Below are 13,396 nucleotides of genomic sequence, written 5' to 3' on the forward strand. Positions count from 1 at the left end.
GCTTTTCCTCTGCATACTGGAATTTGCGCTATACTTCTGCAATTCCAAGGAGCGTTGCGACGAAATTAGCGAGCCCTCTCCAATTTCGCCAGGCTTGGAACATGCAACTGCGCTCACGTTACTTTTTTCACAAGAAAGGAGGGCGTGATGAACGCCTCTATATCCCCCGTGCAGAAACCCGATCAAGACTTCCTGGTAGCCGACATTAGCTTGGCTGGCTGGGGTCAAAAAGAAATCAAGATTGCTGAAACAGAAATGCCGGGCCTGATGGCGATTCGCGAAGAATACGCCGCCAGCCAGCCATTGAAGGGCGCGCGCATTACCGGTTCGCTGCACATGACGATCCAGACTGCGGTGCTTATCGAAACGCTGAACGCACTCGGCGCGCAAGTACGCTGGGCTTCCTGCAATATCTATTCGACACAAGACCACGCGGCTGCAGCGATTGCAGCCGGCGGTACGCCGGTGTTTGCATTCAAAGGCGAAAACCTGGATGAATACTGGGAATTCACGCACCGTATTTTCGAATGGAAAGACGGCGGCTATTCCAACATGATCCTGGATGACGGCGGCGATGCAACCCTGCTGCTGCACTTGGGTACGCGTGCGGAGAAAGATATCTCCGTACTGGCCAATCCAGGCTCGGAAGAAGAAATCTGCCTGTTCAACGCGATCAAGAAGCACCTGGCGACTGAGCCTGACTGGTATTCTAAGCGTCTGGCCGCCATCAAGGGTGTGACGGAAGAAACCACGACCGGCGTGCACCGCCTGTACCAGATGCACAAGGAAGGCAAGCTGGCTTTCCCGGCCATTAACGTCAATGATTCCGTCACCAAATCCAAGTTCGACAATCTGTACGGCTGCCGCGAATCGCTGGTAGACGGTATCAAGCGCGCCACCGACGTGATGATCGCAGGCAAGGTTGCCGTGATCGCCGGTTACGGTGACGTGGGCAAGGGCTCCGCGCAGGCAATGCGCGCCTTGTCGGCGCAAGTCTGGGTAACTGAAATCGATCCTATCTGCGCACTGCAGGCAGCGATGGAAGGTTATCGCGTCGTGACGATGGACTATGCTGCAGAACACGGCGACATCTTTGTAACGACTACTGGTAACTACCACGTGATCAGCCACGAGCATATGCTGAAGATGAAGGATCAGGCCATCGTCTGCAATATCGGCCACTTCGATAATGAAATCGACGTCGCTTCACTGAAGAAATACACCTGGGACAATATCAAGCCCCAGGTTGATCATGTGATTTTCCCTGACGGTAAACGCATCATCCTGTTGGCAGAAGGCCGCCTGGTGAACCTGGGTTGCGGTACCGGCCATCCTTCCTATGTGATGAGCTCTTCCTTCGCCAACCAGACTATCGCTCAGATCGAACTGTTCCTGAACAATGACAAGTATCCTGTCGGCGTCTACACTTTGCCTAAGCACCTGGATGAAAAAGTCGCTCGTTTGCAACTGAAGAAACTCAATGCGCAACTGAGCGAATTGACGGACGAGCAGGCTGCCTACATCGGCGTCAGCAAGAACGGCCCGTACAAGGCTGACCACTACCGTTATTGATGGTCAAAACCTGGCGCTAAATTAGCGCCAAGTAAGTAACTAAGTAACAGTCGCCGGTATCCGCTGCTGTTACTGTTGTATATGATTGTGGGTGAGGTAGGCTACTCACCCATTTATTTTCTTATACGGAGATCTGCATGCGCTTGTTAGCAACCTGGTTGATCAATGCCCTGGCTTTACTTGCTTTACCCTATCTGATGCACTCGGTGCAGATAGACAGCTTCATGACCGCGCTGATCGTGGCCGTGGTGCTGGGTTTTGTGAATACCGTGCTGCGACCTATTTTGCTGATCCTGACCTTGCCGGCAACGCTGTTGACGATGGGCCTGTTTATTTTTGTCATTAACGGCCTGATGTTCTGGGGTGTCGCCAATCTGATAGACGGTTTCCATGTGGCCGGATTCTGGGCTGCTGTCGGCGGTGCGCTGTTGTACAGCGTCATATCCTGGGCCTTGTCCACCTTACTTCTCAAACAATAATGTTTGCACATAATTTCAGCATAGAATTTTTCCCGCCGAAAACGGCGGAGGGCACCGAGAAGCTGCGTGTGACCCGTGCCAAGCTGGCAGAACTGAAGCCCAAATATTTTTCAGTCACCTTTGGCGCTGGCGGCACGACGCAACAGGGCACGCTGGACACCGTGGTCGATATCCGCAAGGAAGGCTACGAGGCCGCGCCGCATCTGTCCTGCGTCGGCGGTACCCGCGAATCAATACGCGAGATCCTGCAGCAATACAAGTCGCACGACATACGCCGCCTGGTGGCCTTGCGCGGCGATCTCCCCAGCGGCTATGGCGCTTCCGGTGAATTCCGCTATGCCAATGAACTGGTCGAATTCATCCGTGCCGAAACCGGCGACTGGTTCCACATTGAAGTAGCCGCCTACCCGGAAGTGCATCCGCAGGCGCGCTCGCCGCAAGACGATTTGCAGAATTTCATCCGCAAGATGAAGGCTGGCGCAAACGCGGCAATCACGCAATATTTTTACAATGCGGATGCCTATTTCCAATTTGTGGAACTGGCGCAGAAGGCCGGTATCACAACCCCGATTGTGGCCGGCATTATGCCTATCACCAATCACACGCAATTGGTGCGTTTTTCAGAAATGTGCGGCGCCGAAGTGCCGCGATGGGTGCGTCTGAAGCTGGCCAGCTACGGCGACGATACCGCATCGATCAAGGCTTTTGGCCTGGATGTTGTGACCCAGTTGTGCGAACGCCTGCTCGCTGGCGGTGCACCCGGCCTGCATTTCTACTCATTGAATCAGGCGGTTGCAACGACCGCCATCTGGCAGCGGCTGGTAAAGGTTTAAGATTTTGTATCAGGCGGCAGGGCAGCAGGACAGCAGTGCTGCTGCCCTGCTGTTTTTTTATTCAGCGCTGGCAACCTGCTTCTGTGATCAGCATATCCAGCGCCACGTCATGTGGCTCCCCGTCAAATTCCGCTAAGCCGCATTGGTAGGCAATGCCTATCGTCTTGACTGCCAGGCCCGCGGGCTTGATGGCCAGCGTTCTGTCGTAGTAGCCGCCGCCATAGCCCAGCCTGAATTTGCCGGCGGTAAATCCCACGCAGGGAATCAATAAGGCGTCAGGCCAGATTGCAGTATCCCGCGCAAGCGGGATAGGGATGCCATAGCCGTCTTTTTCCATCGCATCGCCCGGAGTCCATTGCACAAAAGTAAGCGGAGCATCCTTGGCCTGCACTACAGGCAGGGCCAGTTGTATTCCAGCCTCCGCCAGTGCAGGATACAGCCCCAGCAGATCCGGTTCTGCCTGTATCGGCCAGTATACGCCCAGGCTACGCGGCTGCTCCTGCGCGCACCATTGCTGCAGGTGTGAGGCTATTCGCCGGTCCCAGTCCAGCCTCGCGCTTGCATCGCTCGCGCGCCGGTTTTGCAGCAGTTGGCGCCGCAACGCGGCCTTGTCGGGGCTGGTAATTTGTTTTAGCGCGAGTGCCTGTTCCACAGTTTCTGCAGAGACAGGGCGTGATATGCTATTTGGGTGTGTCATACTGTCGACAACGTCAAGATTGAGAGCCGTAGAACATGTTTTCGCTGAAAAAAATTGCAAGTCTTAGCATGGTGATGGTAGCAGGTTTGTGTCATGTGCCGGCGGCGAATCTGGCGTATGCGGCCAAGCCCGCAGCCAGTCCTCGCAGTTTTGTCAATGATGACGATAGATTCATGGCTTTGCGTGATGCGTCTTTTCATGACGATGCCGCCAAGGCGGAAGAGCACGCGTCCTATCTTGGCAACTATGAAATTCCCTCGTATGTCGAGTATTACGTCTTAAGAACCCATATACGCTCGGCCTCTGCCACTGAGGTCAAGGCTTTCATCAGCAAATATGAAGGCAGTGCCATTGCCGACCGCTTGCGCAATGACTGGCTGCTGGTGCTGGGCTACCGTGGCGACTGGGCTAATTTCGATATCCAGTATCCGCAGTTCGTTGTCGCCGACGATATGCAACTGAAATGCTACGCGCTCTTGTCGCGGGCCATCAAGAACCAGAAAGTGGCAGCGGAAGCCCGCACCTTGCTGACTTCCGCGCGTGATTACGGCGATGGCTGTTACTCGCTGGTGACCTATCTGTCGGAAAACGGCCAGTTCAGCCAGGAGGATATCTGGAACCAGATCCGCCTGGCTTCTGAAAACGGCGCGTTGCCGCTGGCGCAGAGGCTGGCCAAGAATCTGCAGGTGAAAGACACCAGGATTGCGCAGGCATTTGAAAAGCCGGGCCTGATCCTGACCAAGCCGCCGGAAAGCGGCAAGGCCGCGCATGAGCTGTATATCATCGCCCTGGGCCGCAATGCAAAGAATGATCCGCAGCAAGCCGCAGCGACACTGGCCAAGCATGCCGGTAAATTCTCCGATGCGGAAAGGGCGCTGGCCTGGGGGCAGATAGGCTTGCAGGCTTCGCTGAAATTGCAGCCTGAGTCTATGCAGTACTGGCGCCAGACCGATGGCGCGCCTTTGTCGCTGGAAGCTTACCAATGGCGTGCACGCATGGCGCTGAGAGCCGGCGACTGGAAGGCGCTTAAATCAGCGATCGCCGCGATGCCCGCCTCCTTGCGCAATGAGCCTACCTGGATATACTGGCAGGGCCGGGTCTTGAAGAGCGAGGGCAAGAACGAAGAGGCGCAAGCACTGTTCCAGACCATCGCCGATCAGGTCCATTTTTATGGGCAGCTATCCCTGGAGGAAATGGGCCAGAAGGTCGGTGTGCCGGTGACGGTCAAACCGCTGGCGCAGGCCGAGCTGGATGCAGTATCGCAAAATCCCGGCTTGCAGCGCGCGCTGAAGTTTTACCAGATGAATCTAAGGCTGGAAGGCACCCGCGAGTGGAATTGGGAGCTGCGCAAGATGACCGAGCGCCAGCACCTGGCTGCTGCCGAGCTGGCAAGGCAAAATAATTTGCTGGACCGCATGGTCAACACTTCTGACCGCACCAAGACTGAAATGGACTTCACGCAGCGTTATCCAACGCCGTTCAATGACGTGATGTACAAATCCACCAAGCTGCTGGGGCTGGATATGGCCTGGGTGTACGGCCTGATACGGCAGGAATCGCGTTTCGTGATGACCGCGCGTTCGCATGTAGGCGCTTCCGGCCTGATGCAGATCATGCCTTCCACGGCGCGCTATGTGGCCAAGAAAATGGGGCTGGGTGATTTTGTGCCGAACCAGGTCAATGATGTAGAGACCAATATCGCGCTGGGTACCAATTACCTGAATATGGTGCTGACCGATCTCGGCGGCTCGCAGGCAATGGCCTCTGCTGCGTATAACGCTGGTCCAGGCAGGCCGCGTGCATGGCGCGCGAGCCTGACACGGCCGGTGGAAGGCGCGATTTTTGCTGAAACCATACCGTTCAGCGAAACCCGCGGCTATGTGAAGAATGTGCTGTCCAACGCCACCTATTATGCGGCGCTGTTTGAAAAGAAACCGCAGTCGCTGAAAGCTCGCCTGGGGGTAGTGATACCCAAGGGCATGGAAGCGGATAGCGGCGATTTGCCGAAAGACCTTTCCGGAAACAGCAACGATTGAAAGCAACGTACAGCAACTGACGAAAACTGAAAGCAACTATAACTAGGCGAGCAAGCACGATGATCAATACAACAGAGCTGGACCCTACGCTGTCTGCGATGCTGGATTCCAATAAGAAGTCCAGCCTGCGCCTGGTAATCGGCAATAAAAATGCCTCCAGCTGGTCCATGCGCCCCTGGGTTGCAATGAAGGCCTTTGGCATTCCGTTTGAAGAGATACGCATAGTGCTGGACAGCGCCAAGACCTCGCTGCAGATCGCGGAGTATTCCATGGCCGGCAAGGTGCCTGTGTTGTTGGCGGATGGCATGACGATCTGGGATTCGCTGGCAATCTGCGAATATCTGGCCGAGCAATTCCCTATGCACAATATGTGGCCGCAGGACGTGGCGGCACGTGCCGTCGCGCGCAGTATTTGCGCCGAGATGCATTCAGGTTTCCAGGCGCTGCGTAGCGATATGTCGATGAATATCAAGGCCAGTCTGCCGGGCAAGGGGCGTACCGCCGGCTCGCAGGCCGACATAGGCCGTATTTCTGAAATATGGGAAGAGTGCCTGTCGCGTTACGGCGCCCATGAGTATCTGTTCGGCGATTTTTCTATCGCGGATGCCTACTTCGCGCCGGTCGTGATGCGCTTCAATACCTACGCGGTATCAATGGCCCCCGCCTTGCAAGCCTATGTGGAGCGCGTCACTGCGCACCCTGCAGTAGCGCAGTGGATACGCGAAGCAAAGGCCGAAACCGACGACACTCCAGGCCAGGATGCACCGGCCTAAGCGGGTTTAAAACCAGCTTAAGTAAGGATCGAGACTTGAAGACATACATCGTAGGCGGCGCGGTACGCGATGCGCTGCTGGGTTTGCCGGTGCAGGACCGGGACCACGTGGTCGTCGGGGCCACTCCGGAACAGATGCTGGCACAGGGCTATACGCCGGTGGGCAAGGATTTTCCGGTATTCCTGCATCCCAGGACCCATGAAGAATATGCACTGGCCCGTACCGAGAGAAAGACTGCGCCCGGTTATAAGGGCTTTGTGTTCCATACCGATGCCGATGTCAGCCTGGAAGAGGATTTGATCAGGCGTGACCTCACCATCAATGCCATGGCGCTGGATGAGACGGACGGCAGTATCCAGGACCCTTTCAACGGCAAGCAGGATCTGAAGGACAGGGTATTTCGCCATGTGTCAGCGGCCTTTGCCGAAGATCCGGTCAGGATATTGCGGCTGGCGCGTTTTGCCGCTCGCTTTTCTGTGCCCCCGCATGATTTTGTGGTCGCTCCTGAAACCAATGCGCTGATGCAGCAGATGGTGCAGGCCGGTGAGGTGGATGCGCTGGTGCCTGAGCGCGTGTGGCAGGAACTGGCGCGAGGACTGATGGAGGCCAGGCCTTCCCGCATGTTTGACTTATTGCGCGATTGCGGCGCCTTGCAGCGCATCTTGCCTGAGCTGGACGCGCTATGGGGCGTGCCGCAGCCGCCCAAACACCATCCGGAGATTGATACTGGCGTGCATGTGATGCTGGTCGTCGATTACGCTGCCGGGAAATCCTATTCGCTGCCAGTGCGTTTTGCGGCATTGATGCATGACTTGGGCAAGGGGGTTACGCCCTCCAGCGAATGGCCGCGCCACCATGGGCATGAGCAAAAGGGCGTGGACTTGGTCGAGGCTGTCTGCCAGCGCCTGAAAGTGCCCAGCGAGTGCCGCGATCTGGCGGTGATGGCCGCGCGCGACCATGGCAATATCAGCCGCGCGCTGGAACTGCGTCCGAACACGATTATTGCTTTGCTGGAACGCAGCGATGCCTTCCGCAAGCCGCAGCGTTTCCTGGATTTGCTGCGCGCATCGGAGTGCGATTGCTTTGGCCGTGCCGATTTGCCAGATGCCAGTTTCCCGCAATACGATTATCTGGCTGCTGCGCTGGCTGCTGCGCAGCAGGTCAAGGCGGGCGAAATTGCACAGGGCTATGCCGGCCAGCCGCAGCAGATAGCACTGGCGATACGTAATGCGAGGATAGAGGCGGTACGGAGTTACGTGGAAAGCATCAAGTCTTGAATTCCTGCAATTACTAAGCGCCTGCAAAAATTGCCTTACTGAAAATTTCCCTGCGGCATCTGGAAATGAAGCCCGATTTCGCCTACAATGGCATTGTGCACTGCACAAATCGGTGACTGGAGGAATTGATGAACGCGACAGACCTTTATCCGCGCAAGCCGGGTGAAACAGGGGGACTTCCTCCTGCGCTTACGCCTGCTCCAGCGCCGAAGAAAAAGTCGACGGTCTTTGTCAAAGAACTGTCGGAGCGTGACCGGTACCGCATTCTCAAGCATTTCCTGGCACTGAAAGAAAGTGACCGCTTACTAAGGTTCGGCACCTATTTGCCAGATGAAATGATTACCAAATATGTAGAAGGTATCGATTTCTCACGCGACAAGGTGTTTGGGGTAGTCAACAGCCACTTCAAGGTGGTTGGCGTAGGACATCTTGCCTTTGCTCCGCGTGAAAAGCTGGAGCATGGCGTTGAGGCCACGGAGAAGGACAGGGTGGCCGAATTCGGTGTTTCGGTGTCCGATTCCGCTCGCGGCAAAGGCGTTGGTTCCAGGCTGTTCAAGCGCGGCGCCATCCATTGCCGCAATGCCGATGTGGATACTTTATACATGCATTGCCTGTCCAGTAATCAGACCATGATCCATATTGCCAAGAAGGCGCACATGGAAATCCACAGGGAATATGGCGAGGCGGATGCCTATCTGAAACTGCTGCCTGCCGATGCTGCCAGCATGCTGAAAGAAGCGGTACAGGAGCAAGTGGCGACACTGGATTATACGATCAAGGCCAACAAGCGCGCCGCGGTCAAGTGGCTGGAAAGCCTGCCGGGCATGAAGAGCGACGATTAACCGTCTTTACGATTGGCCGCTCAAGACCGGTAGCGCCGTCGTATCCTTGATCTGTTGCAAGGCAAAGCTGGATTTCACGTCCAGTACCGCTGGATGGCGCAGCAGGGTCTCCATCATGAAGCGCGAAAAGTGGTCCATGTCTTCCACATGCACCCTCAGCAGGTAATCCATTTCCCCCGTCATCGCATAGCAGGCCACAATCTCCGGCCATTGCTCGATGGACGCAGCAAAATCATTGCGTGGCGAGCGCGACGCGCCTTTGCCGGGCGTGTCGTTATGCTTTTCCAGGCGCACATTCACATAGGCCAGCAGCCCCAGGCCTATCTTGGCGGGTTCCAGCAGTGCCACGTATTTGCGTATTACCCCGGTTTCTTCCAGCCGCTTGATGCGGCGTAAGCAGGGTGATGGCGACAGGTTGACGCGTTCGGCAACCTCCTGATTCGTCAGCCGCCCATCCGACTGCAAAATGGCGAGGATCTTGCGATCTATCTTGTCCAGTTCAACTGCAGCCATATTTCACCACTATTCAAATATTTGAAGCAATATTATTGCTCAAAAAAGAGAATTATTGGGTTATTTTGCAATTATATGGCGTGAACTGCAGCCTATACTAGAAATCTAGCCAGCACACAAAATGACCCGTATCACGAGCCAGAACCGCCAGCAAATCCTGCTACCCGGTTGCTTGAAGGGCGCATTTGTTGCAGATATGCCGGGGTGATTGATCCCGGCCGGCCTTGACCACCATTTAGAAATAATTTAGCACCAGTTACGATCACACCGAGGAGACAAGCATGGATTTTCAACCCTGGGAAAACCCTATGGGCACAGACGGCTTCGAATTTGTCGAATATGCCGCACCCGATCCAAAAGCGATGGGCGAATTGTTTGTGCGCATGGGCTTCACCGCCATCGCCAAGCACAGGACCAAGAATGTCACCTTGTACCGCCAGGGCGATGTGAACTACATCATCAATGCTGAGCCGGATTCCTTTGCGCAGCGTTTCGCCCGCAAACACGGCCCTTCAGTTTGCGCGATTGCCTTCCGCGTCAAAGATGCCGCCTATGCGTACAACCGCGCGCTGGAACTGGGCGCCTGGGGCTTCGATAACAAAACCGGTCCTATGGAATTGAACATTCCTGCGATCAAGGGTATCGGCGATTCGCTGATCTACTTCGTCGACCGCTGGCACGGCAAGGATGGCGGCGTTCCCGGCGCTATCGGCAATATCAGCATCTATGATGCCGACTTTGTGGCCATCCCTGGCGTGGACTCCAATCCCAAGGGCCACGGCCTGACCTACATCGACCATCTGACGCATAACGTGCATCGTGGCCGCATGAAGGAATGGGCAGATTTCTACGAATCCCTGTTCAACTTCCGCGAAGTGCGTTACTTCGATATCGAAGGCAAGCTGACCGGCCTGAAGTCCAAGGCGATGACTTCTCCTTGCGGCAAGATCCGTATCCCCATCAACGAATCTTCCGATGATAAATCCCAGATCTCCGAATACCTGGATCTGTACCACGGCGAAGGCATCCAGCATATCGCGATGGGTACCGACAATGTGTATGAAACCGTGGCCGGCATGAAAGCCGACGGTGTGGAATTCCAGGACACGATAGAAACTTATTACGATCTGGTGGACCGCCGCTTGCCTAATCATGGTGAAAACCTGGAAGAGCTTCGCCGCCTGCGCATCCTGGTCGATGGCAATAGCAATGCGACGACGCGTGAACTGCTGCTGCAAATCTTCACGTCCACCGTGATCGGTCCTATCTTCTTTGAAATCATCCAGCGCAAGGGCGACCAGGGCTTCGGCGAAGGCAATTTCCGCGCCTTGTTTGAATCCATAGAGCTGGATCAGATTCGCCGCGGCGTGCTGAAAGACGATACGGCAACAGCGTAGTATACTGCGATGACAGGGGCTGACAGGTGGAACTATCATTCACCCAGTCAGCCTTTTTGTTTTGGATAAAGAGAGAATTTATGGATACCGCATTAGTTTCCAACGAAGAGTTTCTGGCCACCGTCGCTGAAAAATCGGATGGCGCTGCCTTGCGCGGCGATTATTCCACTGCCGACGCGCAGTATGTGGTCAAGCAAAACTGGGCGGCATATACCGAAGAAGAACATGCGCTATGGCGCCGCCTTTACAAGCGGCAAGAGGCGTTGGTGCCTGGCCGCGCCTGCGATGAATTCATTACTGCGCTGGCCGCATTGAAGGCGTCGGACGGCATTCCCGATTTTGAAAAGACTTCGGAAGCGCTGGAAAAAGCGACCGGTTGGCGTATCGTTGCCGTGCCGGGCCTGATACCCGAGCAGGCGTTTTTCAACCATCTGGCCAATCGCCGTTTTCCGGTCACGGTCTGGCTGCGCACGCCGGCCGAGTTTGACTATATCGTCGAGCCGGATGTGTTCCACGATTATTTCGGCCATGTGCCTCTGCTGTTCGATCCGGTATTTGCCGACCATATGCAGGAATACGGCAAGGGCGGCCTGAAGGCGATGAAGCTGGGCGGCCTGGATTACCTGGCGCGCTTGTACTGGTACACGGTGGAGTTCGGCCTGATCCAGAGCCCGCAGGGTTTGCGGGTGTATGGCGCAGGCATATTGTCTTCCGGTGGTGAGCTGGAATACTGCCTGCAGAATACGCCATCACGCCACATCCCGTTGAATGTGGAGCGCTGCATGCGCACGCTGTACAAGATAGATTCCTATCAGGAGACCTATTTTGTGATCCGCGACTTCAAGCAATTGTTTGAGGATACAGCACCGGACTTCACGCCCATGTATGAGCGTCTGAAACAGGTGGACGCCTTACCGGCCAACACCTTGCTGCCTGGTGAGAAGGATCTGCTGGCAGGTAGCTGATCCGGCGCTATGGCCCAGTTTGCGGGCCATGGCATTGCTGCACTAGTATTGGTTTAGCCTTGTATCTCAATACACGCCGGGCTCACCCGGCGGTCTTGTCTTGAAGCGCTTGTGGGTCCAGAAATATTCCGCAGGTGCTTTCAGTACTTCTTTTTCGATAAATTCATTCATGAAGCGGGTCGCCGCTACCATGTCGTCGCCAGGATAATTTTTCCAGGCCGGATGGAAGGTGACTTTCCATCCCTTGAAGTTCGGAAGCATGGTCGCTATCACTGGAATAACCTGGGCATTCGTGACCGAGGCGATACGTGCAGTAGCCGTTAAAGTGGCTGCCGGGATGCCGAAAAAGGGCACAAACTCCGCATCCTTGGCGCCAAAGTCCATGTCCGGCAGCATGAAAAAGCCGCCGCCATTGCGCAGTTCGCGGATGATGGGTTTCACCCCGGCTTCCCGTGCCAGCAGCTTTTGCGGACGGAAGCGGGTGCGCCCGTCGCGCAAGGCCTTGTCGAATACCTCATTGCGCTGCTGCGTATAAATGGAGCTCATGGAGATTTCCATCGCCACCGCGGCGCCCGCCACATCCAGACTGACGAAGTGCGGGCATAGCAGGATGGTAGGGCCGGACTGTATTTCCGCCACCGGCAAGGCGGGATCCAGGACGATCAGTTTTTTCAAGCGTTCCAGCGGCGCCCACCACAGGATGCTGCGTTCCAGCACACTTCGGGCATAGGCCTGGAAGTGCTGTATTGCGAGCTGTTTGCGCTCTTGCTCGGACAGTTGCGGCATGCACAGCCGCAGATTGGTCAGCGTGATATGCCGGCGCGGCGCCATGATCCTGAACAGTAGCGAACCCAGGCCATTGCCCAGGCGGCCCAGCACAGGCAAGGGTAGCCAGTGCAGCAGCCACATAAAGCCCAGCAGCAGCCTCATGCGTCCACCTGCGCAGAGCTTTCAACGCCGGGGCCGGCTACACCCTTGGGCGCCTTGTAGCGGTTGTAGCTCCAGAAGTACTGGGAAGGGCAGCGCGCAATCAGTTTTTCCATCGCGGCATTGATCGCTGTTGCTTGTTGTTCTGCCGTGCCGCCCAGATCGCCTTCGAACGCGACAAAGCGTATTGTGTAGCCGCGGCCAAAGGACAAGCGCTGCGCATAGGTTAGGATGATCGGGGCTCCCGTCATCGTATGCAGCTTGGCGGACAGGGTCATCGTGTAGGCAGGCTTGCCAAAGAAATTGGCCCAGACGCCTTCGCCCTGTTGCGGCACCTGGTCAGGCAGCAAACCTATGGCTTCGCTTTTCTTGAGTGCCTTGGCCATGGTTCTTACGCCGGACAGGTTGGCCGGCGCCAGCAGCAGGTTTTCGCGGGCGCGCGCGCCTTCGATCAGGGGCCGCAAGGCTGCCTTGCGTGGCGGCCGGTACAGGGCAGTCAGGCGGGTGCGGGCTGCAATCGCCTGGGCGATGATTTCAAAGCAGCCGAGGTGGGGGGTCAGCAAAATTACCCCTTTTTTTGCATCCAGAGCGGCCTGGACCAGTTCCCAGTTTTCTACCGTGGCCGTCGCCAATACCCGTTTCGGTGAAGCGCACCAGACAAAAGGCAGTTCCATCACATTCTTGCCTGCTTCTTTGATCGCGACGCTGAGTTCGCTGCCAAAACCGGCCCGCTCCAGGTTTTCCTTCAAGCGTTTGCGGTAGGATGGGGATGCCATATAGACCAGCCGTCCCAGCAGCGCACCTATCACGTGCAGTAGCGGGAGTGGAAAAAAGGACAAGAAACGGAACAGCGCGACTAGCATAAGACCGGTCAAATAGTAGTAGGTTTAATAGGGGCATTCGCGCCGGGATTAGACAGCAAACGGATAAGAGGCGTAAAATATCACAGTTAGACAGCAACCGGTAAGCACGCCAGTGACTATCCGCTATCTACAAAAGCATTCACCGCCGAGTTAACAGACAACTTGCGAGGCGGTATACAAGTCTCGCTAAAGCGTCGCAGGTTCTCGTATTACTGCGACATG

The 13,396-nt window shown here is 55.9% G+C and carries 13 protein-coding genes and 1 riboswitch; of the genes, 9 read left to right on the top strand and 4 right to left on the bottom strand.

The genetic code is table 11. The annotated features are described in order from the left end of the window. Positions 1-40 precede the first annotated feature (40 nt). Positions 41-122: riboswitch (S-adenosyl-L-homocysteine riboswitch) on the top strand. A gap of 25 nt (positions 123-147) precedes the next feature. The 3 genes from ahcY (at position 148) to metF (ending at position 2,884) form a co-directional block, all read left to right on the top strand. Then, entirely contained in the window at positions 148-1,572 is a 1,425-nt protein-coding gene (gene ahcY / locus IEW12_RS15085) for an adenosylhomocysteinase (protein ID WP_188566926.1), read from the top strand. A 137-nt stretch (positions 1,573-1,709) separates the two neighbouring features. Then, entirely contained in the window at positions 1,710-2,051 is a 342-nt protein-coding gene (locus IEW12_RS15090; protein WP_188566927.1) for a phage holin family protein, read from the top strand. Next, positions 2,051-2,884, top strand: coding sequence for a methylenetetrahydrofolate reductase [NAD(P)H] (metF, locus tag IEW12_RS15095; RefSeq protein WP_188566928.1), 834 nt, complete (start codon positions 2,051-2,053; stop codon positions 2,882-2,884). Before IEW12_RS15090 ends, metF begins: the two co-directional genes overlap by 1 nt. A 61-nt stretch (positions 2,885-2,945) precedes the next feature. Here metF and IEW12_RS15100 read toward each other — a convergent pair whose 3' ends face one another. Beyond that, positions 2,946-3,536, bottom strand: coding sequence for a 5-formyltetrahydrofolate cyclo-ligase (locus IEW12_RS15100; protein ID WP_229751138.1), 591 nt, complete (start codon positions 3,534-3,536; stop codon positions 2,946-2,948). Between the two features lie 80 nt (positions 3,537-3,616). Between IEW12_RS15100 and IEW12_RS15105 the strand changes: the two genes are divergently transcribed. The 4 genes from IEW12_RS15105 to IEW12_RS15120 all read left to right on the top strand — a co-directional run bounded on the left by IEW12_RS15105 (position 3,617) and on the right by IEW12_RS15120 (position 8,509). Further along, the gene (locus IEW12_RS15105; protein ID WP_188566930.1) at positions 3,617-5,617 is read left to right on the top strand and encodes a transglycosylase SLT domain-containing protein; all 2,001 of its coding nucleotides are present in this window, start codon (positions 3,617-3,619) and stop codon (positions 5,615-5,617) included. 62 nt (positions 5,618-5,679) lie between these two features. After that, positions 5,680-6,390 (top strand): glutathione S-transferase family protein, encoded by a 711-nt coding sequence (locus IEW12_RS15110; protein WP_188567521.1) that lies wholly within the window; start codon positions 5,680-5,682, stop codon positions 6,388-6,390. A 35-nt stretch (positions 6,391-6,425) separates the two neighbouring features. After that, positions 6,426-7,667 (top strand): multifunctional CCA addition/repair protein, encoded by a 1,242-nt coding sequence (locus IEW12_RS15115; protein ID WP_188566931.1) that lies wholly within the window; start codon positions 6,426-6,428, stop codon positions 7,665-7,667. Positions 7,668-7,795: 128 nt separating this feature from the next. Next, positions 7,796-8,509, top strand: a complete 714-nt coding sequence (locus IEW12_RS15120; protein WP_188566932.1) for a GNAT family N-acetyltransferase — start codon at positions 7,796-7,798, stop codon at positions 8,507-8,509. A gap of 6 nt (positions 8,510-8,515) precedes the next feature. Here the strand turns inward: IEW12_RS15120 and IEW12_RS15125 are convergent, their stop codons facing one another. Continuing rightward, positions 8,516-9,022, bottom strand: coding sequence for an Lrp/AsnC family transcriptional regulator (locus IEW12_RS15125; RefSeq protein WP_188566933.1), 507 nt, complete (start codon positions 9,020-9,022; stop codon positions 8,516-8,518). Positions 9,023-9,303: 281 nt separating this feature from the next. Here IEW12_RS15125 and hppD point away from each other — a divergent pair, with 281 nt between their 5' ends. Together hppD and phhA are read left to right on the top strand one after the other, a co-directional pair. After that, complete coding sequence (gene hppD / locus IEW12_RS15130) at positions 9,304-10,419, top strand: 4-hydroxyphenylpyruvate dioxygenase (protein ID WP_188566934.1); 1,116 nt, start codon at positions 9,304-9,306, stop codon at positions 10,417-10,419. An 80-nt stretch (positions 10,420-10,499) separates the two neighbouring features. Further along, the gene (gene phhA, locus IEW12_RS15135; protein WP_188566935.1) at positions 10,500-11,384 is read left to right on the top strand and encodes a phenylalanine 4-monooxygenase; all 885 of its coding nucleotides are present in this window, start codon (positions 10,500-10,502) and stop codon (positions 11,382-11,384) included. 66 nt (positions 11,385-11,450) lie between these two features. Here phhA and IEW12_RS15140 read toward each other — a convergent pair whose 3' ends face one another. After that, positions 11,451-12,314: an LpxL/LpxP family acyltransferase gene (locus IEW12_RS15140; protein WP_188566936.1), complete on the bottom strand. Its 864-nt coding sequence runs from the start codon at positions 12,312-12,314 to the stop codon at positions 11,451-11,453. Then, complete coding sequence (locus IEW12_RS15145; protein WP_308789135.1) at positions 12,311-13,186, bottom strand: lysophospholipid acyltransferase family protein; 876 nt, start codon at positions 13,184-13,186, stop codon at positions 12,311-12,313. The genes IEW12_RS15140 and IEW12_RS15145 overlap by 4 nt, the downstream gene beginning before the upstream one ends. Between the last annotated feature and the right edge of the window lie 210 nt (positions 13,187-13,396).

Origin of the sequence: Parundibacterium terreum (assembly GCF_014636315.1) — a bacterium.
GTDB lineage: Bacteria > Pseudomonadota > Gammaproteobacteria > Burkholderiales > Burkholderiaceae_D > Undibacterium > Undibacterium terreum.